The sequence below is a fragment of the Streptomyces sp. NPDC018693 genome (genome assembly GCF_044391385.1).
Taxonomy (GTDB): Bacteria; Actinomycetota; Actinomycetes; order Streptomycetales; family Streptomycetaceae; genus Streptomyces.
In genome coordinates, this window is sequence record NZ_JBIRZZ010000009.1 from 164,433 (window position 1) to 189,376 (window position 24,944).

Genomic DNA, 24,944 nt, shown 5'->3' on the forward strand with positions numbered 1-24,944 from the left:
GGCAGGTGCGTTTCCAACTCACGGAGGACCAGCGGGCCTTGCGGGCCGGGGTACGGGAGATGCTGGGCCGGTGCTTCGACGCGGGCGCGCTGCGGGCCGCGCTTGCCGGGCCGGCCCGGCTGGACCGGGGGCTGTGGCGGGAGCTGGGTGACGCGGGGTTCTTCGCGCTGCGGCTGCCGGAGGAGGCGGGCGGGGTCGGGCTCGGGCTGCCGGAGGCGGTCCTTGTTTTCGAGGAGGCGGGGCGGGTGCTGTTGCCGGGGCCGCTGGTGGCCACGCATCTGGCGGCGGGGAAAGTGGCGGGGGCTGCCGAGGGGGAGACGGTGGTGACGGTGGTGGACGGGGGGTTGGTGGAGTGGCTGGAGGAGGCGGATGTGGTGGTCGGGTGTGCGGGCTGGTGTGGCGCCGGGGGCGGAGCTGCGCGGGTGGGTGGCAGCGGAGCGGACTCCGGCACGACTGCCCGCAGCGGAGCGGAGCCACTTCGGTCGGTTGATCCCTTGACGCCCCTGCACCGGGTGCCGTGTGGGTCCGACAGCGATGCTGACCCCGTTGCCGTGCTGCTCACCGCTGCCGAGCAGCTTGGTTCGGCTGGGCGGGTGTGTGAGTTGGCGGTGGGGCATGCGCGGGTGCGGGAGCAGTTCGGGCGGGCTGTCGGGGCGTTCCAGGCCGTTCAGCATCTCTGCGCCGATCTGTTCGCGCGGGTGGAGATGGCTCGTGTCGCGGTGTACGCGGCTGCCGTGACCGGCGATCCGGTCGACATCGCCGCGGCCCGGCTGCTGGCCGACGAGGCGGCGGTGCGGGGTGCGCGGGACTGTGTCCAGGTGCACGGCGGGATGGGGTTCACCTGGGAGGCGGAGATCCATCTGCATCTGAAGCGGGCTTGGGTGCGCACCAGGCGTGCGGGGGGCAGCACGGAGAGTGAGGAGGCGCTCGCGGAGGATCTCGTGCGCCCCGGCGGCGGATGGGGCGCCTAGGGCGCTGGGCTGGGGTGGCCGGGAAGCGGAAGCGAGCCGGGGCCAAAGCTGTCGCGGATTGTGGCAAATCCGATCTCACGGAGAGTCACGATCCGCCGATATGGGGTTGTGTCCTTCACCCGCCCCGTCACGCCCCGGAGTCGGGGAGTGGCTCCGGTACCTTCGTGGGATGCGAGTGGTTCCCGGTGCGTGCCATACCGGTGTTGCCTGTTCGACTCCCCCTGGAGGGCGTCGCACAGTATGCCGCACGGGTACTCCTTCGCGCTGGAATATGCCCGAAGCGCTTGTTGAGGTGACTCAACGTCAACCAAGCTGTGTGGCAAGGGATTCACGGTCCGTCACGCTGCCTCTGTGCGTTGTTCCGGGCATGCGGAAAATGGCTACGATCGTGGCCCTCGTCGTCATGGTGTTCGCATGTCACGCGTGGTCCGTGTGGCGTGCGCCCGTGTGTCCGCCGGTTCGGATGGTGTGAGCGGTGCAGGTGCTTCAAGTGCAGCTGGAGATCCGGCCCGACCCCGCTGAGGTGGGTCGCGCCCGGAAGTGGGCCCGTGCGCGCCTGGCCAGGTCCGGGATGGGCGACGACGAGCCGCTCGCCGAGACATTGGCGCTGCTCGTCTCCGAGCTCGTCACCAACGCCGTGGTGCACACAGGTCGTCCGGCCGTGCTGCAGCTGTGCCTGCCGGTGCTGCCGCCGGACCCGGCGGCCGGGCCGGTCACCGTCCGTCTGGAGGTGACCGACCGCAGCAAGCGGGTGCCGGTTCCCCGGTGCGCGACCGGCGAGGCGACCGGCGGCCGGGGCCTCGCCCTGGTCGACGGCCTCGCGGACCGCTGGGGGTGGAACGTCGAGGGCGCGGGCAAGCGCATCTGGTGCGAACTCGACCGCTGCGGCGCGTCCGGCGCGTCCGGCCCGTCCGGGGCAGCCACGGCGGACGGCGGCAGCGTGGGGCGCCCGGAGGCGGCGTACGGGTCGTACCCGTCATACGAGGGGTGCGAGGAGTACGAGGGCCTCGCCTGCGAGGCGGTGTGACGGACCCGGCGCGTGGGTCGCAGAAAGCGCTGTCAGGCCGTCAGGGGACCGGTTGCGTGCGCCCGGATGTGCTTCCGTGCGCGCCCATCGCAAAACGGGCTTAAGTAATAAAACCCCGATCGGGTGTTGACGTGTCGTGTCCGTTTGATCACGCTTGTGGTCAGCGATTCGCCGCGAGGGGACGACGAGGGTTCCGGTGACGGGTGCCCTCGCCGAGTGTGGGTCGTGAATTCGGCGGCCGTTCTCCGTCAGGGCCGAGGGGGAACCGGGGGGACGCCGAAGCCGGTTGGCGGCGCGCGGTGCCGTGCTCGGGGCGGGCGCGGCGCGCCGCCAACCGGAGTTGCCCGACGGAGTTGCCCGACGGAGCTGCCTGAACGGAGCTGCCTGAACGGGGCTGCCTAGAGGATCGCCACCGGGGCCACCGGGCTCCCCGTGCCGCCGACGAACGGCTCGGGCATCGCCGACAGCAGGAACGCGTACCGTCCGGTTTCTCCACAGGCTGTGGACAACTCTTCGAGATTCCAGTTCTGGCCCTGCATCATGCCCATCTCGACCAGATCCAGGGCGTGCACCGGCAGCCACAGGTCCTCGATCTCCGGCGGGAAGATCTCGAAGGTCAGTGTGTCGTTGGCGACCGCCGCGACATCGCGCGCGTGGAACCACTCCGGGGTGCGGACCGACAGACCGGGGGAGGGGTGGCCGTAAGCGTGCTTGTCACCCGCCAGGTACTGCTGGACCTGACCGGTCCGTACGAGCACGACGTCCCCGGCGCGAACCCGTGTCCCGGCGAGCTCCTCGGCCGCGTCCAGGTCCTCCGGGGTGACCGCGTGGCCCCCGGGCAGCCGGTCCAGGCCGTGCACGCGGGCCACGTCCAGCAGCACCCCGCGCGAGACGATGTGGCGCGGCTTGTCGATGCCGGCGAACTCCGCGCCCGCGTGCGCGGTGATGCTGTGCGCCGGGCGGCCGTTGTAGAGCCGGCCGGAGTGGGAGGCATGGCTGAGGGCGTCCCAGTGGGTGCCCGCCTGGAGTCCCATGGTCACGGCATCGTCGTTGCACGCGACCGTTCCCGGGCCGAACAGCTCCTGGTTGAGCTGGACCATGGCGTGCAGGGGGTTGACCCGGCCCGGGATCATGCCTGTCTGCACGCCGTCCTCCTTCAGGGGCAGGGCCAGGGGGACCCGGCGGCCGGTGCGGATTTCGGCCGCCGCGCCCCGTACCACCTCGTCGGTGATCAGGTTCAGCGTGCCGATCTCGTCGTCGGCTCCCCAGCGCCCCCAGTTGTTGACGCGCTTGGCGATGTCGTGGAACTCGGCCGGAAGTGCCATCCGGTGCCTCCCCGGGGCTTGTCCTCGCCCGTCTGACGGGACATAAAATCTAACGGTCCGTCAGAAACTGCGGGAAGGGGCCGGACGTGGGGAACTTCTTGGCCGGCAAGGTCGTGGCCGTGACGGGGGCGGGGCGCGGCATCGGACGGGCGGTGGCCCTCGCGGCGGCCGCGGAAGGCGCGCGGGTCGTCGTCAACGACTACGGGGTGGCCGTGGACGGGGGGTCGCCGTCGAGCGAGGTCGCCGAAGCGGTGGTGAAGGAGATCGAGGCGGGCGGCGGTGAGGCCGTCGCGGTCGCCGACGACATCTCGACGATGGCGGGCGGGCAGCGGGTCGTGGACACGGCCGTGTCGTCGTACGGGCGGATCGACGGGGTGGTGTGCGTCGCCGGGATCCTGCGCGAACGCATGCTGTTCAACATGACCGAGGAGGAGTGGGACCCGGTCGTCGCCACGCATCTGAAGGGGACCTTCACGGTGTTCCGGGCCGCGTCCGCGGTGATGCGGGCCCAGCGGTCGGGGACGCTGATCGGGTTCACCAGCGGAAACCACCAGGGGTCGTACTCGCAGGCCAACTACAGCGCCGCGAAGGGCGGGATCATCTCGCTCGTACGGAGCGCCGCGCTGGGCCTGAACAAGTACGGGGTGACGGCGAACGCGGTGGCTCCTGTCGCCCGTACGCGGATGTCGGCGAAGGTGCCGGTCGAGCTGGCGGAGATCGGTGAGCCGGAGGATGTGGCGGCGATGGTGGTGTATCTGCTGTCGGAGCGGGCTCGGGGGGTCACCGGGCAGGTGTACACGGTTGCGGGGGCCAAGATCGCGGTGTGGGCTCAGCCGCGGGAACTGAGGGCCGTCCACGGGGAGGGTGTGTGGACCCCTGAGCGGATTGCTGAGGTTCTGCCGGGGTCGGTCGGGGTGGACCCTATGCCGTTGTTGAGGTCGGAGACGGGCGCCCCATAGCTCGGGGTGGCTTGTGGTTCGGCGGGTGCGGGTGAGTTGTGGCTGGTCGCGCAGTTCCCCGCGCCCCTCGGTAGGTCCCGCTGGCCTGCGTTGTGAGGAGAACCCTGTGGACTTTGGGTTTGCGGCTGAGGACGACGTGTTCCGTGCGGAGGTGCGGGGCTGGCTCTCCGCCCATGTCCGGCCCGGGCAGGACCGTCGGGAATGGGAGCGGGTGCTCGGCGCCGCCGGGTGGATCGGGATCGGGTGGCGGGAGGGCGGGTACGGAAATCGGGTCGCCTCTCTCATCCAGCAGGTCGTCTGGGCCGAGGAGTACGCGCGGTCGGGGGCGCCGGGGCGGTCCGGGCACATCGGGGAGAATCTGCTCGCCCCGACCCTCCTGGTCCACGGTACGGACGAGCAGAAGTCCCGTTTCCTGCCGCCGATCGCCGCCGGGGAGGAGCTGTGGTGCCAGGGGTACAGCGAGCCCGGGGCGGGGTCCGACCTGGCCGGGGTGCGGACGCGGGGGGAGCGGGGAGCGGACGGGCGGTATCGCGTCACCGGGCAGAAGATCTGGACCTCGCTCGCCCACGAGGCCGACTGGTGCTTTGTGCTGGCCCGTACCGAGGCGGGGTCGCGACGCCACCACGGGCTGACCTTTCTGCTCGTACCGATGGATCAGCCGGGTCGGGTGGAGGTGCGGCCGATTCGGCAGATGACCGGGACGAGTGAGTTCAACGAGGTGTTCTTCGACGGGGCACGGGCCGAGGAGTGCGTGGGGGCAGAGGGGGAGGGATGGCGGGTCGCGATGAGTCTGCTCGGGTTCGAGCGGGGGGTGTCGACGCTGGCCCAGCAGATCGGTTTCGCGGCGGAGTTGGGGCGGGTGGTGGAGACGGCCGCGAAGACGGGGGCCGTCGAGGACCCCGCAGTACGCGCGGAACTGGTCTGTCTGTGGGCGGAGTTGCGGACGATGCGGTGGAACGCCCTGCGGACGCTCGGGGGTTCGGCCGGGCTCGGTGCGCCCAGTGTGGCCAAGTTGCTGTGGGGCGGGTGGCATCAGCGGCTCGGGGAGGTGGCGGTGCGGGTACGGGGCGCCGCGGCGGGGGCCGGGCCGGCGGACTGGGGGCCCTGCACACCGTACGAACTCGACGATGTGCAACGGCAGTTCCTGTTCTCGCGGGCCGACACCATCTACGGCGGCTCGGACCAGATCCAGCGCACGATCATCGCCGAGCGGGTGCTCGGTCTGCCCAGACAGCCCAGGGGATAGGGGAGTGGCCGCGATGCGAGGTGTGGTGTTCGACGGGAAGCGGGTCGAGGTCGTCGACGACCTGGAGGTACGGGAGCCCGGGCCCGGGGAGGTGCTGGTGGCCGTGACCGCGGCCGGGCTGTGTCACAGCGATCTGTCCGTCGTCGACGGAACCATTCCCTTCCCGGCGCCGGTGGTGCTCGGGCACGAGGGGGCGGGCGTCGTGGCGGCTGTGGGGGACGGGGTGACCCATGTGGCGGTCGGTGACCACGTCGCCCTGTCCACCCTCGCCAACTGCGGGACCTGCGCCGAGTGCGACCGGGGCCGGCCGACCATGTGCCGACGGTCCATCGGGCGGCCGCAGCGGCCCTTCAGCCGGGCGGGGCGGCCGGTGTACCAGTTCGCGGCCAACTCCGCCTTCGCCGAGCGGACCGTCGTGAAGGGCGTGCAGGCGGTGCGCATTCCGCGGGAGATCCCGCCCGCGTCCGCCGCGCTGATCGGGTGCGGGGTGCTGACGGGGGTGGGAGCCGTGCTCAACCGGGCGCGGGTCGATCGCGGGGAGAGCGTCGTCGTCATCGGGACGGGCGGGATCGGGCTCAACGTCCTCCAGGGGGCGCGCATCGCCGGGGCCCTCCGCATCGTCGCCGTCGACACCAACCCGGCGAAGGCGGAGGCCGCCCGGCGGTTCGGCGCCACGGACTTCCTGACCTCGGTCGACGCGGTGCGGGAGCTCCTCCCGGACGGCGCCGACCACGTCTTCGAGTGCGTCGGGCGGGTCGAGCTGATCCGCGCCGCCATCGACCTGCTCGGCCGGCACGGGCAGGCCGTGCTGCTCGGCGTGCCGGCCGCCCGCGCCGAGGCGACCTTCCAGGTCTCCTCCCTCTTCCTGGACAAGTCCATCCTCGGCTGCCGCTACGGCTCCTCCCGACCCCAACGTGACATCGCCCTCTACACCGACCTCTACCGGGCCGGGCGGCTCCTCCTGGACGAACTGGTCACTGCGACCTACCCGGTCGAGGACTTCGCGAAGGCACGGGCCGACGCGGAGGCGGGGCGGGTGGCGCGGGCGGTGCTCACGTTCTGATCCGGCCGGTGCTCACCTTCCACGGGCGCTGGTGTTCACGTCGCCCGCTCCACCGGCAGCCACAGCTCGGCGTCGCCCTCGGTGCCGTCCGGGGACAGGCGGATGCGCAGGAGTTCGGGGCCGGGGCGGCTGCGATGTGATCACTACGCCAGGCGGCACGCGTCCGCCCGGACCCGACATCCTGTGCCCGATCGGGTCGGGTGAACGGCTTCCTGAGCTTCCGGAGTCTTCCTATCTGACGCACCGTCAGCTTCAATGGTGGATGTGATGGGACACGCAGGAGCCGCAGCCGCCGCCGTTCGCCATCTCAGGTCGGCACCGCCGGTCGAGGCGCTGCCGCGCCCGGAGCTGAGGTGTGTCGGGGAGCATGAGCGGGCGCCCCTCGACCAGGGCGAGTTCCGCCGCGTCCTGGGCCACTTCGCGACCGGCGTCACCGTGATCACCGCACCCGCCGTCGAGGACGAGGCCGAGGGCTCCCCGGCCGGCTTCGCCTGCCAGTCCTTCTCCTCCCTCTCCCTCGACCCACCCCTCGTCGCCTTCATGGTCGGCCGTACGTCGACGACGTGGCCGCGGATCGCCGGCGCGGGCGTCTTCTGCGTGAACGTGCTCGGCGCCGAGCAGGGCGAACTGTGCAGGGCGTTCGCCCGCAGCGGCACGGACAAGTTCGCGGGCGTCCCGTACGACCCCGCACCCATGTCCGGTTCACCCCGCCTGACCGGGGCGCTCGCCTGGATCGACTGCACGATCCACGCCGTCCACACGGGCGGCGATCACCTCATCGTCGTAGGACGGGTGGACGCACTCGGAACGGCCGCCACCGAGGACGGCGACAGCCCGCTGATCTTCCACCGTGGGCGGTTCCGGCAGCTGCACTGAAGCGAGAGTGGTGCGTATGCCTCACCGGAGCCGGGGCTGACCTGGGCCTTTCGCCCGGTTTCGTGGAACAGTCGCTCCAATCGCTCCAATCGCTCCAACCGCTCCCTGATAGTCACGCCGGGACTGCCGGCCGCCGCCGGATTGCCAGCGCCATGAGGGCCGCCGCCGCGCACAGGGCGCCCGAGGCGTACCAGACGACGTCGTACGAGCCGAAGACGTCCCGGGCCACGCCGCCGAGGAAGGCGACCAGGGCCGCGCCCACCTGGTGGGAGGCCAGTACCCAGCCGAAGACGATGGCGCTGTCGTCGCCGTACTGCTCGCGGCACAGGGCGAGGGTGGGCGGGACGGTGGCGACCCAGTCCAGGCCGTAGAAGACGATGAAGAAGATCATCGGGGGGTGGACGGCCGGGGCCAGCAGGATCGGGAGGAAGAGGAGCGAGACGCCCCGGAGCGCGTAGTAGATCGCCAGCAGGCGGCGCGGTTCGAAGCGGTCCGTGAACCAGCCGGAGGCGATCGTGCCGACGACGTCGAACACGCCGATCACCGCGAGCAGTGAGGCCGCCGCCGTCACCGGCATGTGGTGGTCGTGCGCGGCCGGCACGAAGTGGGTCTGGATCAGGCCGTTCGTGGAGGCGCCGCAGATCGCGAAGGTGCCGGCCAGCAGCCAGAAGGGGCCGGTGCGGACCGCCGACAGCAGCACCTTCACCGCGCGGCGCGCAGCGCCCGGCACCGGCGCCGGCTTCGGTACGAACTCCTCCGACCCGTACGGCTTCAGGCCGACGTCCGCCGGGTGGTCCCGCAGCAGCAGCCATACGAAGGGGACCACCGCGAGCGCGGCCAGCGCGACCGTCACCGCCGCCGGACGCCAGTCGTGCCGGGTGACCAGCCATGACAGCAGCGGCAGGAAGATCAGCTGCCCGGAGGCGGACGCGGCCGTCAGGATGCCGCTGACCAGGCCGCGGCGCTCGGTGAACCAGCGGTTGGTGACCGTCGCCGCGAAGGCCAGCGCCATCGAGCCCGAGCCCAGGCCCACCAGCAGGCCCCAGCACAGCATCAGCTGCCAGGCCGACGTCATCCACACGGTCGCGCCCGAGCCGACCGCGATCACCGTCAGGGCGACGGCCACCACGCGGCGAATGCCGAAGCGGTCCATCAGCGCGGCCGCGAAGGGCGCGGTGAGCCCGTACAGCGCCAGATTGACCGAGACGGCCGCGCCGATCGTGCCGCGCGACCAGTCGAACTCCCTGTGCAGGGGGTCGATGAGCAGGCCGGGCAGCGAGCGGAAGGCGGCCGCGCCGATGATCGTGACGAAGGTGACGGCGGCGACGAACCACGCGCGGTGGATGCGGATCCGATTCGCCCGCCGTTCCTCCACGGCTGCTACGGCTGCTACGGCTGTCGGTGTTTCGCTTGTCTGGGTCACGTCATAGAGCTTCGGGCCCCGGGCCGGTTCCCCTCGACTGGCCCGAAGGACAGCCTTCGCTAGGATCGGGCCATGAGCAGTGAGCCGGAGCCGGACTTCCGCCCCCACCGCGTCGCCGTCCTCGCCCTGGACGGCCTGCTCCCCTTCGAACTGGGCATCCCGCACCGCATCTTCGGCCGACCCAGGGACGCGCGGCGGCGGCGCCTGTACGAGGTCGTCACCTGCTCGGTCCGCCCGCCCGGCCCGGTCGAGACGGACGCCGACTTCGACATCCACGTCGCCCACGGCCCCGAGGTCCTCGCCACCGCCGACACGGTGATCGTCCCGGCGTCGTACGAGATGGGCCCGGTCTACGAGCAGGGCGTCCTCACCGACGAACTGGCCGCCGCCCTCGCCCACATCCGCCCCGGCACCCGCCTCGCCTCCATCTGCACCGGCGTCTACGTCCTCGCCGCAGCCGGCTGTCTCGACGGCCGCCCCGCCACCACCCACTGGGCCGACGCCGAGCGCCTCCAGCGGCTCTTCCCGAAGATCGACGTCGACCCGGACGTGCTGTTCATCGACGACGGCGACGTCCTCACCTCGGCGGGCGTCGCGGCCGGCCTCGATCTGTGCCTGCACATCGTCCGCCGGGACCACGGCACCGCCGTCGCCAACGAGGTCGCCCGCCGCACGGTCGTACCGCCACACCGCGACGGCGGCCAGGCGCAGTACATCGAACGGCCCGTGCCCGACCCGCAGCAGTCCAGTACGACGGCCGCGCGCGCCTGGGCGCTGGGCCGCCTGCACGAGCCGATCCAGCTGCGCGACATGGCCGCCCAGGAGTCCATGTCCGTACGGACCTTCACGCGCCGCTTCCGCGAGGAGGCCGGCGTCAGCCCCGGCCAGTGGCTCACCCAGCAGCGCGTGGAACGCGCCCGCCACCTCCTGGAGTCCACCGACCTGTCCGTCGACCAGGTGGCCCGCACCGCGGGCTTCGGCACCGCCCAGTCGATGCGACAGCACCTCCAGACCGCGCTGGGGGTGACACCCACGGCGTACCGGCGCACGTTCCGCAGCGGCACCGGCGCTGTCAGAGGCTGAGCATCGGCACGTCAGTCGTCCCCTCGTCCGGCTGTCCTCGTGGTGAGCGACCGCGCGGACAGTTCGACAACCACCTCGTCCGCCTCGACGGCTGATGTCGTCCGGAAGCCCAGGGACGCGTACAGCTCACCGGCCACCGTGTTGTCCGGGTGGTACGACAGGCGAAGCACCTGGCAGTCCGCACGGTCCGCCAGCCATCCCATGAGGGTGCGTGCCGCCGCCCGCCCGAGTCCCCTGCCCTGCTCGGCGGCGTCGATCAGCATGCCGCCGATCCAGTGCGAGCCGTCGTCGTCGCGGCCCCACATGACGTGTCCCACCACCGAGTCGTCGGCGTAGACGGCGAGTGAGTGCCACACGCCTTCCCGCATCGACAGCAGCAGGTAGCGGGCCGCGAGGGCCGGCGCGAACCTGCGCTGGTCATCGCGTGGAGCGACGTCCGCGACGGCCCGCCAGTTGTCGTCGTCCACCTCCCGCAGAGCGACGCGTCGTCCGGAACGGTCCAGAAATCCCAGAGTGATCACAGGGGCAGGCTAGGAATCCGTCGACCGGTCGGCCAACCCGTTTACCTTCTGTCCTCCGTCTTCCGATCCGCCGTACATGGTCAACTGCCCCGGAACTCCGGCGCCCTTCGCTCCGCGAAGGCGCGCAGGCCCTCGCGGGCGTCTGTCGTTGTCATGTTGATCTCCTGGGCGGCGGCTTCGGCGGCGAAGGCGGTGGTGCGGTCGGTGTCGAGGGAGGTGTTGACGAGGTGTTTGGTGAGGGCGAGGGCACGGGTGGGGGCGGTGGCGAGGCGGGTCGACCATGCGTGGGTGGTTGTGGGCAGTTCGGCGTCGGGGACGGCGCGGTTGATCAGGCCCAGGCGTTCGGCGTCGGGGGCGGTGAGGGGGTCGCCGAAGAAGAGGAGTTCCTTCGCGCGGTGCGGGCCGAGGATGCGGGGCAGCAGGTAGGCGCCGCCCGCGTCGGGGACCAGGCCCCGGCGTACGAAGACCTCGATGAAGCGGGCCGACTCGGCGGCCAGGACCAGGTCGCAGGCGAACGCGAGGTGGGCGCCGAGGCCCGCCGCCGTGCCGTTGACCGCCGCGATCACCGGCTTCTCGCAGTCCAGGACGGCGGATATCAGGCGCTGGGCGCCGAGGCGGAGGGTACGGGACACATCACCGGCCACGCGTTCCCCCACCGGCCCCCCGCCCCGCAGGTCCGCCCCCGCGCAGAAGCCCCGACCGGTCCCGGTGAGGACGACCGCACGTACGGCCGGGTCGGCGGAAGCCGTCGCCAGCAGGTCGATCAGGTGGTCGCGCAGGGCCGGGGTGAGGGCGTTGAGGGCCTCGGGGCGGTTGAGTGTGATGTGGGTGACTCCGCCGTCGGTGGTGGTCCGGATCCCAGGTGTCATCGGCAGACCGCCAGCGCGTCCAGGGCCACCGCGCCCTGTCCCCGGGGCAGGACCATCAGCGGGTTGATGTCCAACTCGGCTAGCCTGCCGTCCAGTTCGAGGGCCATGCGCTGCACCCGCAGGACGACCTCCACCAGCGCCTCCACGTCGGCCGGGGGACGCCCCCGGACGCCGTCCAGGAGGGCGCGGCCGCGCAGGTCGGCGAGCATGTCCCGCGCCTGGTCCTCACCGAACGGCGGTACGCGTACGGCCGTGTCGTGCAGGACCTCCACCAGGACGCCGCCGAGGCCGACGGTCACGGTCGGGCCGAACAGGTCGTCCTGGGCGACCCCGACCACCATCTCCACGCCCGCCTCCACCATCTGGCACACCAGGACGCCGTCCAGCGTCACGTCCTCGTAGCGGGCGATGTCGGTCAACTCCCGGTACGCGTCGCGGACTTGGCTGGCGGATGTCAGGCCGACCCTGACCAGGCCGAGTTCGGTCTTGTGGGCGATCCGGGCGCCGGACGCCTTCATCACCACCGGGTAGCCCACCAGTCCCGCCGCCCGTACGGCCGCCGCCGCGCTGGTCACCAGCTGCTCGCGGGGCACGCGGATGCCGTACGCCCGCAGGAGCTGCTTGGCCGCGTGCTCGCTGAGCTGGTGGCCGGGGCGCAGCAGGTCGTGGACCTTGCGCAGGGAGGGGGAGGGGGTGCGGGGGGCCTGGTCGAAGGGGGAGCGGTACGAGCGTACGAAGCTGTGGTGGGCCAGATGGGCGCGGACCGCCGTCAGGCAGTTCGCGACCGTGCGGAAGGTGGCGATCCGGGAGGAGCCGAGGAGGACGTCCCGGTAGGCGGGTTCGGTGCCGACGGGGGAGCCCCAGATGACGCAGACCAGCTTGTCCGTGTGCTCCGCCGCGTCCACCAGGTCCTGGACCAGCCTGTCGCTGAGCGGTGGGAACGGGCCGGTGATCGGGCAGATCAGGACGCCGACGGCCGGGTCGTCGAGGATCGCGTCGATGATCCGCCGGCCGCGCCAGTCGCCCACCGGGTGGCCGCCGTTGTCGATCGGGTTGGCCACGTTCAGGTACTCGGGGATCCACTGGTGCAGCTCCGCCTGCCGGGCCGCGGACAGGGTCGGCAGGTGCAGGCCCGCCGCCGTGGCCAGGTCGGCGACGTGTGCGCCGGTGCCGCCGGAGATGGAGTAGACGGCGACCCCTTCGGCGAGCGGCGGGCGGGCCCGCGCCAACAGGGCCGCGGTGTCCTGGAGTTCGTCGAGGCCGTCGACGCGGATCACGCCGTACTGGCGCATCGCCGCGTCGATCACGTCGTCGGCGCCGGTCAGCTTGCCGGTGTGGGAGGCGGCCGTGCGGGTGCCGGTCTCGGTGCGGCCCACCTTGACCGCGACGACCGGCACCCCGCGCCGGGCGGCCCGGTCGGCGGCGAGCAGGAAGGCGCGGCCGTCCTTGAGGCCCTCCACATAGGCGGCGATCGCCCCGACCTCCGGGCGTTCGGCGAAGTAGGAGATGAAGTCGGCGGTCTCCAGGTCGGCCTCGTTGCCGGTCGGCGCCCAGTGGGAGAGGCGTATGCCCAGCTCCTGCAGCGCGAACACCGGGCGGCCCTGGTGGCCGGACTGGGTGATCAGCGCGATCGCCGGGCCGTCCAGGTCGTCCCGGAAGTGCTCGAAGGCGTTGAGGTTGGTGTTGGGGCCGAGCAGGCGCAGTCCGGAGCGGCGTACGGCGGCCGCCAGACGGGCCTGTGCGGCGGCCCCCGCCTCCCCGGTCTCGGCGAAGCCGGACGCGAAGGCGACCGCGAACCTCACCTTCGCCTCGGCGAGTTGCTCGATGACCGGCAGCGGATCGGAGATCAGCAGGACGGCGAGGTCGACCTGCTCGGGCAGGTCGGCGACGGACGGCACGCAGGCTATGCCGAAGACGGAGGCGCGGGTGGGGTGCACGGGGTGCAGCCGGGCCCCCACCCGCTCGGACCAGGCCAGCAGCTGCCTGGTGACCCCGGTGTTCGGCCGCCCCTCGGCGTCCGAGGCGCCGACGACGGCGACGGACCCGGGCCGGAAGAGCCGGTCCAGGTCGGGGACGTCGGCGTACAGCGGCCGCCCGCTGACGTCCAGGTCGTCCACGTCGGCCGGGCGGCCGTGGACGGCGGGTCCGGGCTGTTCGCCGCACGCGATGACGCGGGCCCGGCGGGAGTCGGTGGTGAGGGTGCCGTGGGTTGATCCGAGCATCGGTCCGCCCCGCTCCTGTGTGACTGCCAAGTAAGCTGACGTCGTGTCAGATTAACTGAACTGACTGTCTGTCAGGAATGGCCGTGCACCGAGGAGATGGGGCGGCGAGCGCCGAGGAGATGGGGCCGCGAGCGCCGAGGGGGCGGTCAGAGCAGCCGCGCCCCGCTCCCCCCGCTGTTCCGGGCCACCGCCTTCGCGATCTTCACCGCGTCCATCGCCAGCTCCCGGAACATGCCGCTGATCGGGTTCGTGAAACCGGTGAAGTACAGCCCCGGCGCGCCCTGCGGCGTCCGCGCCCCGTGGACCACCGGCTTCCCCCGCGCGTCCAGCACACCGAGATGCCCGACCAGACCCTCCAGCGCGCGGACGTACCCGGTCGCGGCGATCACCGCGTCCGGCGAGATCCGCGTGCCGTCGGCGAGCAGCACCTTGTCGTCCTCGAACCCCTCGACCGCGCCCACCACCTCGACCCGCCCCCGCCGCACCGCGTCGATCAGCCCGACGTCCTGCACCGGGACCGCCCCCTGCAGCACCCGGGTGTACAGCCCGGTGTCGGGGCGCGGCAGACCGTACGCCGACAGGTCCGGGGTCAGCCGCGACGCCGGCTTCCCGAGCCGGTCGACCAGGCGCACCGGCAGCCGTCGTACGAGGATGCCCGAGTACTGGGCCGCCCAGCCCGCCGTCGAACGGCGCACGATGTGCGGCGCGGTGCGCACCGCCAGACGCACTCGGGACGCCCCGCTCTCCACCAGGTCCACGGCGATCTCGGCCCCCGTGTTGCCGACACCGACGACCAGGACGTCCCGGCCGGCGTACGGGGTGCCGTTGCGGTAGGCGGAGGCGTGCAGCAGCTCGCCGGTGTACGAGTCCCGGCCGGGCCACTCCGGCAGGCGCGGGGTGTGGTTGTAGCCGGTGGCGACGACCACCGCGGCACCGGTCAGCTCCCGCCCGCCGGTGGCGTGCAGCAGCCAGCCCGTGCCGTCGGGGGAGCGCTCGACACGGGAGACCTCGACGCCGGTCACGATCTCCAGGTCGTGGTACTCGGCGTACTTCTCCAGATAGCGCACGACGTTGTCGCGGGAGACCCAGCGGCCGAAGCGGCGCGGCATCGGCAGGCCGGGCAGGGACGACAGCCGGCGGGTGGTGTGCAGGTGCAGCCGGTCGTAGTGGCCACGCCAGGACGCGCCGACCCGGTCGGACTTCTCCAGCACGACGGCCCGTATGCCCCGCGCCCGCAGCGCGTACGCGGCGGCGAGTCCGCCGGGGCCGCCGCCGATGACATAGACGGGGTGGGCGGCGGTGGCGGGTTGGGCGGGGGTGTTCGTTGACGGTGTGGAGTCGGCCATGGTCGGGAGCGTAATCACATGCCGGGTTGATGGGTATCGGTCAAGACCGGAATTGGTTGCGGATTGATCACGGGTGTAGGGGAAGTGAGTGGGTTGTGTGGCGTAGGTCTCCTTGCGCGGGTGCGGACAGCCCGGTGTCGGGGCGATTGTCAGCCCCGCGTGATCTGACGTACCGTCAGATTCATGGACGCTATCTGGCTCGACGGTGCTCAGTGGCTGGCGGTGCTGCGCATAGGGCTCGGCCTGTGGTGGCTGGAGAGCTGGCGGCACAAGGAGAAGAAGAGCTGGTTCGAGGGCGCCGGCATCGCCTGGGCGGCGGACGTGGCGGCGAAGCACCGCTGGAGCGCGGTCCGTTCGGGCTTCGAGGCGGTCGTGAAACCGAGGCCGCGGACGATGGCGTACGTCGTCCTCTACGGCGAGCTGGCGATCGGGCTCGGACTCGTCGCCGGCTTCCTGACGCCGGTGGCGCTGGTCGCGGCACTGGTGCTGAACCTTCTCTACTTCACGCTCATGATCCACGACTGGGCCGAGCAGGGGCAGAACTCGATGATGGCGCTGATCTCGGCGGTCTGCCTGTTCGGGATGGGGTGGCAGACGTGGTCGGTGGACGCCGCCCTGGGATGGTTGTGATGTACGGGCGGTACGACCTCCCCGAGGCCGACGCCTTCACGCGCGCGTACTGGGACGCGGCGGCGGAGGGCCGCCTGCTGATCCGCCGCTGCGACGCATGCGGCCGGGCCCACCACTACCCCCGCGAGTTCTGTCCGCACTGCTGGAGCGAGGACGTCCGCTGGGAGCGGGCGAGCGGCCGGGCGACCCTGTACACCTGGTCGGTCGTCCACCACAACGACCTGCCGCCCTTTTGCGACCGGACGCCGTACGTGGCGGCCGTGGTGGAGCTGGCGGAGGGGCCGCGCATGATGACGGAGGTGGTCGACGGGACGCCGGAGTCCCTGCGGGCGGGCGCGGAGCTGACGGTGGCCTTCCGGGAGGGAGCGCCGGTGTTCCGGCCGTCGGGGGGCCGCGAAACCAGTTCCGCACGCGGTTCGCATCGCCCCGACGGTGCCTGACAGCAGTACGGGCGCTCCACGCCTGAAACGAACGCGGCGACCCTCCGCGTCGCACCACCCGGACGCGATTCCTCCCCGGAGTGAACGCCGGTGCCTCTCGCAGGAAATCAGGTGAAAGCTGGGGACGGGCGAGCTTGAATTCCGGGATGACCTACAGAGCAATCACCAGTACGACGAAGTCCGCCATACCCGAGATCCACGGCGACGGCCTGCGCCTGTGCGCCTGGGACCCGGAGTCCGACACCGACGTGGAAGCCTGGCTGCGGGGCCAGTCCGACCCGGAGTTCAAGCGGTGGAACACGCCGCTGAAGTTCGTCACGGACCCCGCGAGCGCGCGTGAGTCGCTGCGGGCCAGGGCCGAGCAGGCGGAGGAGGGTACGGGGCTGTCGTTCCGTGTCACGGACGCGGAGAGCGGTACGACACTGGGCCACGTCGGCGTGAGCCTGATCAACCCCGTGATGCGCAGCGCCCTGGTCGGATACTGGGTGCTGCCGGAGGCGCGGGGACGAGGCGTGGCGAGCCGCGCCCTCGCCCTGACCACACGGTGGGCGCTGACCGAATTCGGCCTGCACCGGCTGGAGTTGGGCCACGCGCTGGGCCATGAGGCGTCGTGCCGGATCGCGGAGAGGTGCGGCTTTCGCTACGAGGGGACGCTGCGGGGGGCGATGTTCGAGGCGGGGCGGCATGACGCGTTCCAGGACTCGCACCTGCACGCCCGCCTGGCGACCGACCCGGAGCCCGGGGAGAGGGCGTGAGCGCGCCCCGGTGGCACCTCACGGAGGACCTGACGGAGTTCCTCGACCGGGCCGGCGACTTCCTGCGCTCCCGGCCCGCCCTCCACACCGTCCCCCTGACCGTCACGGAGGACCTGCGCAGCCAGGGCACGAGGCGGTACGGCGAGCAGGCGCCCTTCTTCGGCTACCTGCGCGGCGACCGTGCGCAGGTCCGGGCCGCCTGCTTCCGTACGCCCCCCTTCGGGCTCTACGTCACCCCGCTCACCGCCGACGACGCCGACAGCCTCGCCCGCCGCCTGACCGAGGCCGGTCGGGACCTGCCCGGGGTCGCCGGCGACCGGGAGACGGCCGAGGGCTTCGCGCGGGCGTGGCGGCGCAGGACGGGAGCGCCGTTCGGCCTCCACCAGCACCAGCGCCTCTACCGGCTCGGCGACCTCACACCCCCGAGCCCCGCGCCTCCCGGCCGCGCCCGAACGGCCACGGAAGCCGACCGGCCCCAACTGCGCGCGTGGCACGACGACTTCATCGCCGCGATCGGCGAGCCGCCCCGCGACGACGCCGACGCCTGGATCGACGCCCGCCTCTCTCGCGACGGCCTCACCCTCTGGGAGGGGCCGGAGGGCATCCCGGTCGCGATGGCGGGCGTCACGTCGATGGTCGCCGGGCAGATCAGGGTGGCCCCGGTCTACACACCGGCCCAGTGGCGGGGCCGAGGCTACGCGGGCGCCGCGACGGCCGAGGCGTCCCGGGCGGCCCTGGCGGCCGGCGCCTCGGAGGTCCTCCTCTTCACCGACCTCGCCAACCCGACCAGCAACGGCCTGTACCAGCGCCTCGGATACCGGCCGGTGCGGGACTTCGCGGTGTACGACTTCGGCTGAGACCTCCTGCCGGCCAACCCCAACTGTCACCTGCCTATCAAGCGCGGCGTTTCGGCCATCCGTGTCCGCGCGCGAAGCCGTACGGCACCGCGACCCGGCGACACCCACCCCCGGATTCCGGGCCCGCGCGGAGTCCGAAATCGAGCGCGTTCGATTCGCTCACGCCCTCGTTGAGCCTGGCACCGCCGGACCATCCAGGTACGGCGCCGGCTCAAGGAGGACCACAGGTGACCGTGACAGAAGCCGCGCCCGAAGACGACGACGCCGCGGGGACACCGCCCCCGCCACCCCCGGCCGAGCTCAACTACGGCGGAAAGTGGGGCAAGAACCCCCTGGCGGAGGCCAGTTTCCGGAAGATGTGCGCCCGCCTGCCCGCCGTGCTCGGCCGCACCGCCCGCATGGCCTGGGCGGTCGACCGCCCCGCGGTCCTGCTCCTCCTGGTCTGCCAGCTCCTCACCGGTGTCACGGCCGCGGTCGTCCTCGGCTTCACCGCGCAGGCCATGACCCACCTCCTCGGCGCCGGTGCCGTGTCCGAACGCCTGCACGCGGCCCTGCCCGCTCTCACGGCCGTCGCCGCCGCAGCGGCCGCGGGCCGGGTCAGCGGCGCCCTCGCCTCGTACGCCGACGGCAGGATCACGCCCCGCCTGGTCACCGAGGCCGACGTGGCGCTCGTCTCCGCCGTCTGCCGCGTGGAGGTGTCCGCGTACGGCGAGGACGGGTTCGCCGACCGGCAGGAGGCCGCCGAGGTCGGGGTCACCCGCACCACGTACATGGTCAAGGACGCCCAGCGCTTCCTGGCCGCCCTCCTGCGCATGATCGCCGCGGCGGGCGTCATCACCGCCCTGCACGGGCTGATGCTCCCGCTGCTGCTGCTCGCCGTGCTGCCCGCCGGCCTCGGCGCCGTACTGTCCGCCCGCGTCGACTACGAGACCCACTACGCCAACGTCGGCGACCGGCACGTCCGGGGCATGATGCGCTCCTGGGCCACCTACGCGCGCCACGCCGACGAGGTCCGGGCCAACGGCATGACCGGCTACCTCGTCCACTGGTACCGCGCGCTGTCCGAACGCATCGACCGCCGCACCCTCACCGCCGCGCCCCGCATGCTCCGTATCGTCCTGGCGACCTCCGCGCTCGGCGGGGTGTTCCTGCTCCTCACCTGGGCCTGCCTGGCCTGGCTGGCGATGACCGGCCGGATCGCCCTGCCCGTGGCCGCCACGGCGCTCGTGGCCGTCCAGACCACGCTCGGCGCGCTGTCCCAGCTCGTCCAGAACGGCGCGGCCATGTTCCACACGTCCCTCTACCTCGCCGACATGCGCGCCTTCCTCGACACGGCGGCCGAACGCGCCCCGAAGCGAGGCGAGTCGACGATCCCCTCCGACGTCCCCGAGATCGAGCTGGACGACGTCGTCTACCGCTATCCCGGCAAGGCGGACCCCGCCGTCGACGGCGTCTCCCTCACCCTCCGCCGGGGCGAGATCCTGGCCGTCGTCGGCGAGAACGGCTCCGGCAAGTCCACCCTCACCAAGCTGATCACCGGCATCCTCCTCCCCGACAAGGGGCACGTCCGCTGGGCCGGCACCGACCTCGCCTCGGCCGACCCCGACTCCCTGTGGACCCGCACCGCGCTCGTACCCCAGAACTTCGCGTGCTGGCCCCTGCGCGCCCGCGAGAACGTCACCCTCGGCCAGCCGCGCACCTACGACGACACCCCGGTCTGGGAAGCCGTCGACGCGGTCGGCATGCGCGAGCCCATCGAGAAGCTCCCCGACCGCCTGGACACCCTCCTCGCGCGCGAACTCTTCGGCGGCGCCGAACTCTCCGGCGGCCAGTGGCAGCGCCTCGCCTGCGCCCGCGCCCTCTACCGCCGCACCCCGCTGCTCATCCTCGACGAACCGACCTCCCAGATGGACCCGCGCGGCGAACACCAGATCTTCCTCCAGATCAAACGCATCGCCGCCCAGCGCATCACCATCGTCGTCACCCACCAGCTGGAGAACACCCGCCTCGCCGACCGCATCGTCGTCCTCCAGGACGGCCGCATCACGGAACAGGGCACCTACGACGACCTCGCCCAGGCCAACGGCCTCTTCGCGGAGCTGCTGGCCCTCTCGAAGGACCGCTAGCGCCGCGGGCCGCCCACATTGCCGGGCACCGGCAAACAGCAGCCCGAGCCGTCTGCCGTGCCCGGCCGATGAGGGGCCGCCCCCGGAAAGGCATCATGATGAGCCGCGGTCCGGCAGGCAGAGGGAGGGCGAGGCGCGGATGCTGGGGAGTGTCACCGATGCGTTGGGCACGGCCGAGGACGTGCTCTTCGTGGTCCTGGGGCTGGGCTGCGTATGGCTGGGAGCGCGGGCCGTGCTGCGGCCGCGCCGGTCACCGGGGCCGATGATCCAGGGGCCGGTGTGGGCGGTCCGGGCCTGGGGGCTCGGCTATGTCCTGCTGGGGATCTCCCTCACCGGCCAGTCGGTGGCCCTCATGACCGGCGAACAGCTGGACTGGTCGGCGCACGTGATCCGCTGGGCGGCGGGCCCGCTCGTGGTCGGCTCCCTCGTGGCGGCGTATCTGTCCCGGTGGCGGGAGCGCCGTCGGGGCCGCGCCCTGGATGCGGTGGGGCAGGCGTGAACCGGTCCGTGCCCTGGAGCGAGGCGGCGCTCGTGGTCGCCGTCTGCTGGGCGGTCAGCGGTCTGGGATACGGCGTGCAGGCTGCTCTTGATGAGCCGCAGCTGTCCGTCGCGCCCCTCATCGGCATGGGGCTGGTCCACTGGGTCTTCGTACACCACCGCTACTGGCCGGCCGCGCTGACTGCGGGCCTCACGGGGGCCGTCTCGCTGTTCGGGCTCGTCGACCTGCTGCGTCCGGAACTGGGCCGGTACCGCGCGGACGCGCTGGCCACGGCGACCGCGGCGACGGTCGCGCTGCTCGTCTTCACCCTGGTCGGGCGGGCGGGGGGACGCCGTCATGACGCGGCCCGCTGAGCTGGGCGCGGGCCGTCGCCTCCGGCTGCCGGAGGAGCCGGGTGCGGTCCGGCGGAGGACCCTCTGGCACCGGACCTGGGGGCTGTGCGCGGCGCTGCTCGGCGCCGCGATGCTGCTCCTCGGCGGGCTGTTCCTGACCCTCGTACCGGAGCTGATCCAGGACGAGAAGACGTACGGCGCCGCGACCGCGTGCACCGACCGGTCGGCCGCGCACGACGAGTGCCTGCGCCCCTTCGAGGCGACGGTGACCCGCACGGTGATCAAGGACCAGCCCAAGACCTCGGAGTACGAGCTGTATCTGAACGGCCCCGCCCAGGTGCCGGACAGCATTCCCATGGGCGGGCCGGGACCGCTGCTGAAGCGCCTGTCACGCGGGGACCAGGTGACCGTCACCATGTGGCGGGACTACGCGGTCGAGGTGCGCCGGGGGGCCATCGCCCAGAAGACCGCCGACACCCCGGAGGGCGAGCCGGCCTTCACGTGCGCGCTCGGCCTGGCCCTGCTCACCGGCGGCGCGTACGGCCTGTACGCCGGGGGCACGACCCTGCGCGGTGCCCGCCGCCACGCCGAACGGGGCCTGCCCGCCACCCTCCTGACGCGGGGCAAGGAAGCACTCGGAGCGGTCCTGTGCGCGGGCCTGACCCTGATCGTGGGCGACCTCACGAACATACCGGTCATGCTGGCGGCGTGGCTGGCGCTGCTGCCGCTGGTCCGGTGGGCGGTACGTCGCTCCGAGCGCCGGGTGAGAGGACGGCACGCGCGTCCGATCGCGGGCATGTGACTCTGGGCGTCAGAGGAGGTGGTCGGCCTCCCCCGCCTTGATGGCGAGGATGAGGGCACGGAGGGCTTCGTGGGTGTCGGTGAGGGGGGTGTCCTCCTGACCGGCTACGGCGATGTAGGCGTTGCCGGTGGGGTCGGTGCCTATGCGGAAGCAGTTGGCGCCTTCGGCACAGTACGGGTCTTCCCAGGTGATCTCATTCATCGTGGTGTTCCTCAGAAGTCGCTGGCGATGCCGCGCATGAAGTCCCGTGATGCGGCAGGCGGGAGGGATGCCGTCTCCATCCAGTCCAAGTGGGAACGATACTTGTCGAGTTGAGACTGGCCGTGCAGGAATTCGGGTCCGTGTGCGGAGTCAAGTTCGACGGTGTCGAGCTGTGGTACGGACCCTTCGGCGTAGATCACCGCTTGCCCCGCCCCGGGGAAGGCCCCGGCCCGGAAGGGAATCACCCGTACCTCGATGTTCTCCTGCTCGGACACGTCGCAGAGGTGGTCGAGCTGCGCCCGCATCACCTTCGCCCCGCCGAACTCGACGCGCAGGGCGGCCTCGTGCACGTAACCGACGTAGCCGATGGAGTTGTCACGGTGCAGCACATGCTGGCGCTGCATACGGAGGGCCACGCGCAGTTCGACCTCCATGGGTGACAAGGGCGGCAGCGCGGCCGAGAACAAGGCGCGGGCGTACGCGTCGGTCTGAAGCAGGCCGGGTACGTGCATGGCCAGGCCGGCCCGGATCCGCTGCGAATGCCACTCCAGCTCGGCGATGTCCATAAGTGCCGCGGGAAGCTGGCCCCGATATGTGTCCCACCAGCCACGGGTGTTGTCGGCCGCCATGTCGGCGAGCGCGTCGATGTACGCCTGGTCGTGGCAGTCGTAGTTGCAGGCGAGGGTGCGCAGACGTTCCGGCGTGATGACGCGGACACCGGCCTCGATGTTGGAGATCTTCGTCCGGTCGATGCCGAGCAGCCCGGCCGCGTACTCGGTGCTCACCTGCGCCGCGAGACGCATCCTGCGCAGCTCCGCTCCCAGGCGCTTCTGGCGCTGGGTGGGTGTTGCCCTTGGCGGCATGTGTCATTTCCTCCCGTGGTCGCGGCGCCAGTTTGCCGGTTTGCGCAGTGTCGGTCCACTACTTCGGTGGCAATCTCGGTGATTGGGTGGCAATGTTCCACGCGCCTCCTCTACTGTCTGTGACAGATCGACCACAGCTGCGTCACAACGGCCCCGGAAGCGCATCACGCGAGTCCACCCGCGGTCTCCTCCCCTGGGTGGGGCGGGCTCGCGTCAGGGAGACAGGCCACCGGGGCAGCCGATTCCTCCGCTCAATGTCCATGCCCGATCAGGGAGTTGCCGTGCAGATCGACACGACGTCCTGCCAGACACCCAAAGTCGCCCCCACCGACGCCCCGTTCACCCCGGCCGACCCCGAGGCCCTCGCCTACAGCTTCACGCTCCCGGCCGCGCCCCGAAGTCCCGGCATCGCACGCGCAGCCACCCGTACGATCCTCGCGGCACACGGCCTCCCCGAGACGACCGACGCGGTCGTCCAGGTCGTCAGCGAACTGACCGCCTGCGCATGCCGCTTCTCCTCCACGCCGGAGGTCTACGTCTCCCTCCGCTACCGGGACGCAGCCCTCCGCGTCACCCTCTACGACGGCCACCCCCGCCACACCCATCCCCGCCTCGGCGCCGCCTGCCAGACCCACCGACGCCTCACGCTCCGCCTCCTCGACAGGGTCGTCCACGCCTGCCGAGGAGACTGGGGCATCGGCGGCCCCCGAGCCCATCCGACCGGCGGCACCCGAATGTGGGCAGTGCTGCCTCATTCAGGCGCCGCCCACTACACCTGCCCACGTCGACCCCTCAACCCCAGGCGCCACTGAGCCACGCCGCCTACAGCCACGCGGCGCCCACTGAAGTGACCGTTGGGCCGCCCGCTTCCAGGCCAGTGTCGTGTTTCCGCGAGCCGAGTAGAGGGCGCTCCGCCTGGCGGCTCCGTGTCGCCTTCGGCGGGCCTTCGGCCCACCCATGACTCGGCTCGCTCCAGCACGGGTTGGCAGCGAGCGGACGGCCCGGGGAGAGCGGGTGGCCGGGGTTTGCCGCTTGGTTGGGCTGCGTTCTCGGCGGGTTGGGGTGCGCCGCCTCGCCTCGCCTGCCCGCCGGAAGGTGGGCGGCTCACGGCCGGTGGTGGGTACGCGTTGGGTGTTGACGACGCTCCTTGAAAAACGGCTCTTGCCGCAGTTTCATGAGCCCTGGTCAGAAGGGCCGGTAGATCCCCTCGGGGTCATCGTGAGCCCATGCGGCATACTCCTCGAAGCCCAGGTTGCCGGTGCTCAGGTTTGCGTGGACGTCGTGGACCCCTGCGGGAACGGTGCGGAACTCACGGCCGAACTCGGTCAGCTGCTCGTAGTCCTCGTCGTCCACGCACTCCTCCCGCGTCAGCGTGGTGACCGCCAGCAACGCGCGGTTCTCGGCCTGCATGGTTGTCCGGTCGGCGAGGAAGACAACGGCCAAGTTTTCGTCGGCGCAGACCGCATTCAGTGCCTCGTCAACAGTCGCTCCTGCCCAGGCCGGGTCGTCTATGAAATGGACGTGTGCCTCGTACTGCCTGTCTCCCCAGGGCTCCATCAGCGCCGCCGTCACGTCCTGCCATGCCTGGTCGTGGTGGTAGTCGGTCCTGACGACCAGGACGTCGAACTCATCACGGCCGGTGACGGCGGGCAACGCTCTCATGGATCTTGCTCCTCGGTGACGATCAGTGAGCTGTGCCCGACTGTCTCACGGGCCGTTTTCGAGTATGCGAGTCCGTAGCAGTTCGAACGAGGCTCGGCCGTTCATTGCTCTCTTGAGTGTTTTCACCCGGTTCACATGGCCCTCGACGACGCCGGAGCTCCAGGGGAGGGTGAGACCGGCGGTGACGGCGTCGAGGTCCTGGCGGAGCAAGCCGGCGATGCCCTTCAGGAGCTTGTGTGCGTCCGGTTCGGCCTGCCGAATCCACTCCAGCAGGAGGTATCCGCGCCGGTGGCGGACCAGGTCGGCGAAGGCGCGGGCGAGGCGCAGTCGCGGTGCGCACTGGGCATCTCCGGCGCCAACATGCGCGGCAGCCTCGGCCTCAAGCCGATCGTGCGTGGCATTCCGCCCATCCGCTGCCACCGCGGACCGCGCCGCAGGCGCCCGGCCAAGCTGCACGCCGACAAGGGCTACGGCTACGACCACCTGCGCCGATGGCTTCGCCAGCGCGGCATCCGCCACCGCATCGCCCGCGGGGGCATCGAGTCCTCCAGGCAACTCGGTCGCCACCGCCGGGTCGTCGAGCGAACCGCGTCCTCGCTCGCCGGATGCTGACGCCTACACCGCCGCTACGAGCGCAAGGCCGAGCCTTTCCTCGCCTTCGTCGGCATAGCCGCAGCCCTCATCGGCTACCGCCGCCTCACCAACTGAAACCGCAGGTCGAACAGAGCCAGGGCGACGGCCGCGCTGCGGGTGAGAATCGATCCGCTGTCGTCCATGGCTGGACCGCACGGCCGCCAGCGGATGACAGTCAGGGAGCAGCGGAGTCGGATTTCACCGAACGCCGAT

26 protein-coding genes and 2 pseudogenes are annotated in these 24,944 nt (G+C 71.8%); 17 read left to right on the top strand and 11 right to left on the bottom strand.

Features of this window, described 5'->3' with window-relative positions; translation table 11 throughout:
* Positions 1 to 5 precede the first annotated feature (5 nt).
* Together ACH5AC_RS23835 and ACH5AC_RS23840 are read left to right on the top strand one after the other, a co-directional pair.
* Positions 6 to 971 carry an acyl-CoA dehydrogenase family protein gene (locus tag ACH5AC_RS23835; protein ID WP_398864059.1) on the top strand — a complete coding sequence of 322 codons (966 nt, stop codon included), beginning with the start codon at positions 6 to 8 and terminating at the stop codon, positions 969 to 971.
* 490 nt (positions 972 to 1,461) lie between these two features.
* Positions 1,462 to 1,998 carry an ATP-binding protein gene (locus ACH5AC_RS23840; protein WP_398864225.1) on the top strand — a complete coding sequence of 179 codons (537 nt, stop codon included), beginning with the start codon at positions 1,462 to 1,464 and terminating at the stop codon, positions 1,996 to 1,998.
* Positions 1,999 to 2,396: 398 nt separating this feature from the next.
* Here the strand turns inward: ACH5AC_RS23840 and ACH5AC_RS23845 are convergent, their stop codons facing one another.
* Positions 2,397 to 3,323, bottom strand: coding sequence for a cyclase family protein (locus tag ACH5AC_RS23845; RefSeq protein ID WP_398864060.1), 927 nt, complete (start codon positions 3,321 to 3,323; stop codon positions 2,397 to 2,399).
* An 86-nt stretch (positions 3,324 to 3,409) separates the two neighbouring features.
* Here ACH5AC_RS23845 and ACH5AC_RS23850 point away from each other — a divergent pair, with 86 nt between their 5' ends.
* The 3 genes from ACH5AC_RS23850 (at position 3,410) to ACH5AC_RS23860 (ending at position 6,591) form a co-directional block, all read left to right on the top strand.
* Complete coding sequence (locus tag ACH5AC_RS23850) at positions 3,410 to 4,282, top strand: SDR family oxidoreductase (protein WP_398864061.1); 873 nt, start codon at positions 3,410 to 3,412, stop codon at positions 4,280 to 4,282.
* A gap of 106 nt (positions 4,283 to 4,388) precedes the next feature.
* Positions 4,389 to 5,528, top strand: coding sequence for an acyl-CoA dehydrogenase family protein (locus ACH5AC_RS23855; protein WP_398864062.1), 1,140 nt, complete (start codon positions 4,389 to 4,391; stop codon positions 5,526 to 5,528).
* Between the two features lie 13 nt (positions 5,529 to 5,541).
* The gene (locus tag ACH5AC_RS23860; RefSeq protein ID WP_398864227.1) at positions 5,542 to 6,591 is read left to right on the top strand and encodes a Zn-dependent alcohol dehydrogenase; all 1,050 of its coding nucleotides are present in this window, start codon (positions 5,542 to 5,544) and stop codon (positions 6,589 to 6,591) included.
* Positions 6,592 to 6,626: 35 nt separating this feature from the next.
* On the opposite strand, the pseudogene ACH5AC_RS23865 reads toward ACH5AC_RS23860, so the two are convergent.
* Positions 6,627 to 6,728: pseudogene (locus ACH5AC_RS23865) on the bottom strand (AraC family transcriptional regulator); the annotation flags it as partial.
* Positions 6,729 to 6,858: 130 nt separating this feature from the next.
* Between ACH5AC_RS23865 and ACH5AC_RS23870 the strand changes: the two are divergent.
* The gene (locus tag ACH5AC_RS23870; protein WP_398864064.1) at positions 6,859 to 7,467 is read left to right on the top strand and encodes a flavin reductase family protein; all 609 of its coding nucleotides are present in this window, start codon (positions 6,859 to 6,861) and stop codon (positions 7,465 to 7,467) included.
* Between the two features lie 112 nt (positions 7,468 to 7,579).
* Here the strand turns inward: ACH5AC_RS23870 and ACH5AC_RS23875 are convergent, their stop codons facing one another.
* Positions 7,580 to 8,890: an MFS transporter gene (locus ACH5AC_RS23875; protein ID WP_398864065.1), complete on the bottom strand. Its 1,311-nt coding sequence runs from the start codon at positions 8,888 to 8,890 to the stop codon at positions 7,580 to 7,582.
* A gap of 72 nt (positions 8,891 to 8,962) precedes the next feature.
* Here ACH5AC_RS23875 and ACH5AC_RS23880 point away from each other — a divergent pair, with 72 nt between their 5' ends.
* Entirely contained in the window at positions 8,963 to 9,973 is a 1,011-nt protein-coding gene (locus tag ACH5AC_RS23880) for a GlxA family transcriptional regulator (RefSeq protein ID WP_398864066.1), read from the top strand.
* Positions 9,974 to 9,984: 11 nt separating this feature from the next.
* On the opposite strand, the gene ACH5AC_RS23885 is transcribed toward ACH5AC_RS23880, so the two are convergent.
* The 4 genes from ACH5AC_RS23885 to ACH5AC_RS23900 all read right to left on the bottom strand — a co-directional run bounded on the left by ACH5AC_RS23885 (position 9,985) and on the right by ACH5AC_RS23900 (position 14,931).
* Positions 9,985 to 10,494, bottom strand: a complete 510-nt coding sequence (locus ACH5AC_RS23885) for a GNAT family N-acetyltransferase (RefSeq protein ID WP_398864067.1) — start codon at positions 10,492 to 10,494, stop codon at positions 9,985 to 9,987.
* Between the two features lie 80 nt (positions 10,495 to 10,574).
* Positions 10,575 to 11,363, bottom strand: a complete 789-nt coding sequence (locus tag ACH5AC_RS23890; protein WP_398864069.1) for an enoyl-CoA hydratase/isomerase family protein — start codon at positions 11,361 to 11,363, stop codon at positions 10,575 to 10,577.
* On the bottom strand, positions 11,360 to 13,585 hold the full coding sequence (locus ACH5AC_RS23895; protein ID WP_398864070.1) for an acetate--CoA ligase family protein: 2,226 nt from the start codon (positions 13,583 to 13,585) through the stop codon (positions 11,360 to 11,362). Before ACH5AC_RS23895 ends, ACH5AC_RS23890 begins: the two co-directional genes overlap by 4 nt.
* Positions 13,586 to 13,731: 146 nt before the next feature.
* Positions 13,732 to 14,931 (bottom strand): flavin-containing monooxygenase, encoded by a 1,200-nt coding sequence (locus ACH5AC_RS23900; RefSeq protein ID WP_398864071.1) that lies wholly within the window; start codon positions 14,929 to 14,931, stop codon positions 13,732 to 13,734.
* A gap of 183 nt (positions 14,932 to 15,114) precedes the next feature.
* On the opposite strand from ACH5AC_RS23900, the gene ACH5AC_RS23905 reads away from it, so the two are divergent.
* From ACH5AC_RS23905 to ACH5AC_RS23940, 8 genes are all read left to right on the top strand, one after another.
* Positions 15,115 to 15,561, top strand: a complete 447-nt coding sequence (locus tag ACH5AC_RS23905; RefSeq protein ID WP_398864073.1) for a DoxX family protein — start codon at positions 15,115 to 15,117, stop codon at positions 15,559 to 15,561.
* On the top strand, positions 15,561 to 16,001 hold the full coding sequence (locus tag ACH5AC_RS23910; protein WP_398864228.1) for a Zn-ribbon domain-containing OB-fold protein: 441 nt from the start codon (positions 15,561 to 15,563) through the stop codon (positions 15,999 to 16,001). Before ACH5AC_RS23905 ends, ACH5AC_RS23910 begins: the two co-directional genes overlap by 1 nt.
* A 146-nt stretch (positions 16,002 to 16,147) precedes the next feature.
* A complete protein-coding gene (locus ACH5AC_RS23915) occupies positions 16,148 to 16,756 on the top strand; it encodes a GNAT family N-acetyltransferase (RefSeq protein WP_398864074.1) in 609 nt (202 codons plus the stop codon).
* Positions 16,753 to 17,613 (top strand): GNAT family N-acetyltransferase, encoded by an 861-nt coding sequence (locus ACH5AC_RS23920; protein ID WP_398864075.1) that lies wholly within the window; start codon positions 16,753 to 16,755, stop codon positions 17,611 to 17,613. Before ACH5AC_RS23915 ends, ACH5AC_RS23920 begins: the two co-directional genes overlap by 4 nt.
* A 233-nt stretch (positions 17,614 to 17,846) precedes the next feature.
* Entirely contained in the window at positions 17,847 to 19,739 is a 1,893-nt protein-coding gene (locus ACH5AC_RS23925; RefSeq protein ID WP_398864229.1) for an ABC transporter ATP-binding protein, read from the top strand.
* Between the two features lie 139 nt (positions 19,740 to 19,878).
* The gene (locus ACH5AC_RS23930; RefSeq protein ID WP_398864076.1) at positions 19,879 to 20,238 is read left to right on the top strand and encodes a hypothetical protein; all 360 of its coding nucleotides are present in this window, start codon (positions 19,879 to 19,881) and stop codon (positions 20,236 to 20,238) included.
* Entirely contained in the window at positions 20,235 to 20,591 is a 357-nt protein-coding gene (locus tag ACH5AC_RS23935; protein WP_398864078.1) for a hypothetical protein, read from the top strand. Before ACH5AC_RS23930 ends, ACH5AC_RS23935 begins: the two co-directional genes overlap by 4 nt.
* Complete coding sequence (locus tag ACH5AC_RS23940; RefSeq protein WP_398864079.1) at positions 20,575 to 21,372, top strand: hypothetical protein; 798 nt, start codon at positions 20,575 to 20,577, stop codon at positions 21,370 to 21,372. Before ACH5AC_RS23935 ends, ACH5AC_RS23940 begins: the two co-directional genes overlap by 17 nt.
* 9 nt (positions 21,373 to 21,381) lie before the next feature.
* Here the strand turns inward: ACH5AC_RS23940 and ACH5AC_RS23945 are convergent, their stop codons facing one another.
* Both ACH5AC_RS23945 and ACH5AC_RS23950 read right to left on the bottom strand, forming a co-directional pair.
* Positions 21,382 to 21,573, bottom strand: coding sequence for a hypothetical protein (locus tag ACH5AC_RS23945; protein WP_398864080.1), 192 nt, complete (start codon positions 21,571 to 21,573; stop codon positions 21,382 to 21,384).
* Between the two features lie 11 nt (positions 21,574 to 21,584).
* Positions 21,585 to 22,436, bottom strand: a complete 852-nt coding sequence (locus ACH5AC_RS23950; RefSeq protein ID WP_398864081.1) for a helix-turn-helix domain-containing protein — start codon at positions 22,434 to 22,436, stop codon at positions 21,585 to 21,587.
* Positions 22,437 to 22,717: 281 nt separating this feature from the next.
* On the opposite strand from ACH5AC_RS23950, the gene ACH5AC_RS23955 reads away from it, so the two are divergent.
* On the top strand, positions 22,718 to 23,248 hold the full coding sequence (locus tag ACH5AC_RS23955; RefSeq protein WP_398864082.1) for an ATP-binding protein: 531 nt from the start codon (positions 22,718 to 22,720) through the stop codon (positions 23,246 to 23,248).
* Positions 23,249 to 23,621: 373 nt separating this feature from the next.
* Here the strand turns inward: ACH5AC_RS23955 and ACH5AC_RS23960 are convergent, their stop codons facing one another.
* Positions 23,622 to 24,098: a DUF6924 domain-containing protein gene (locus ACH5AC_RS23960; protein ID WP_398864083.1), complete on the bottom strand. Its 477-nt coding sequence runs from the start codon at positions 24,096 to 24,098 to the stop codon at positions 23,622 to 23,624.
* A gap of 45 nt (positions 24,099 to 24,143) precedes the next feature.
* A complete protein-coding gene (locus ACH5AC_RS23965; protein WP_398864084.1) occupies positions 24,144 to 24,554 on the bottom strand; it encodes a transposase in 411 nt (136 codons plus the stop codon).
* On the opposite strand from ACH5AC_RS23965, the pseudogene ACH5AC_RS23970 reads away from it, so the two are divergent.
* Positions 24,435 to 24,806 (top strand): annotated as a pseudogene (locus tag ACH5AC_RS23970) (transposase); the annotation flags it as partial. The gene ACH5AC_RS23965 and the pseudogene ACH5AC_RS23970 overlap by 120 nt on opposite strands.
* Between the last annotated feature and the right edge of the window lie 138 nt (positions 24,807 to 24,944).

Excerpts from the sequence above, each read along its gene's own strand:
- ACH5AC_RS23905 (WP_398864073.1), top strand. The coding sequence starts at position 15,115 with ATGGACGCTATCTGGCTCGACGGTGCTCAGTGGCTGGCGGTGCTGCGC.
- ACH5AC_RS23880 (WP_398864066.1), top strand. The coding sequence starts at position 8,963 with ATGAGCAGTGAGCCGGAGCCGGACTTCCGCCCCCACCGCGTCGCCGTC.
- ACH5AC_RS23910 (WP_398864228.1), top strand. The coding sequence starts at position 15,561 with ATGTACGGGCGGTACGACCTCCCCGAGGCCGACGCCTTCACGCGCGCG.
- ACH5AC_RS23940 (WP_398864079.1), top strand. The coding sequence starts at position 20,575 with ATGACGCGGCCCGCTGAGCTGGGCGCGGGCCGTCGCCTCCGGCTGCCG.
- ACH5AC_RS23960 (WP_398864083.1), bottom strand. The coding sequence starts at position 24,098 with ATGAGAGCGTTGCCCGCCGTCACCGGCCGTGATGAGTTCGACGTCCTG.
- ACH5AC_RS23950 (WP_398864081.1), bottom strand. The coding sequence starts at position 22,436 with ATGCCGCCAAGGGCAACACCCACCCAGCGCCAGAAGCGCCTGGGAGCG.
- ACH5AC_RS23860 (WP_398864227.1), top strand. The coding sequence starts at position 5,542 with ATGCGAGGTGTGGTGTTCGACGGGAAGCGGGTCGAGGTCGTCGACGAC.
- ACH5AC_RS23890 (WP_398864069.1), bottom strand. The coding sequence starts at position 11,363 with ATGACACCTGGGATCCGGACCACCACCGACGGCGGAGTCACCCACATC.
- ACH5AC_RS23900 (WP_398864071.1), bottom strand. The coding sequence starts at position 14,931 with ATGGCCGACTCCACACCGTCAACGAACACCCCCGCCCAACCCGCCACC.
- ACH5AC_RS23895 (WP_398864070.1), bottom strand. The coding sequence starts at position 13,585 with ATGCTCGGATCAACCCACGGCACCCTCACCACCGACTCCCGCCGGGCC.
- ACH5AC_RS23930 (WP_398864076.1), top strand. The coding sequence starts at position 19,879 with ATGCTGGGGAGTGTCACCGATGCGTTGGGCACGGCCGAGGACGTGCTC.
- ACH5AC_RS23870 (WP_398864064.1), top strand. The coding sequence starts at position 6,859 with ATGGGACACGCAGGAGCCGCAGCCGCCGCCGTTCGCCATCTCAGGTCG.
- ACH5AC_RS23845 (WP_398864060.1), bottom strand. The coding sequence starts at position 3,323 with ATGGCACTTCCGGCCGAGTTCCACGACATCGCCAAGCGCGTCAACAAC.
- ACH5AC_RS23945 (WP_398864080.1), bottom strand. The coding sequence starts at position 21,573 with ATGAATGAGATCACCTGGGAAGACCCGTACTGTGCCGAAGGCGCCAAC.
- ACH5AC_RS23915 (WP_398864074.1), top strand. The coding sequence starts at position 16,148 with ATGACCTACAGAGCAATCACCAGTACGACGAAGTCCGCCATACCCGAG.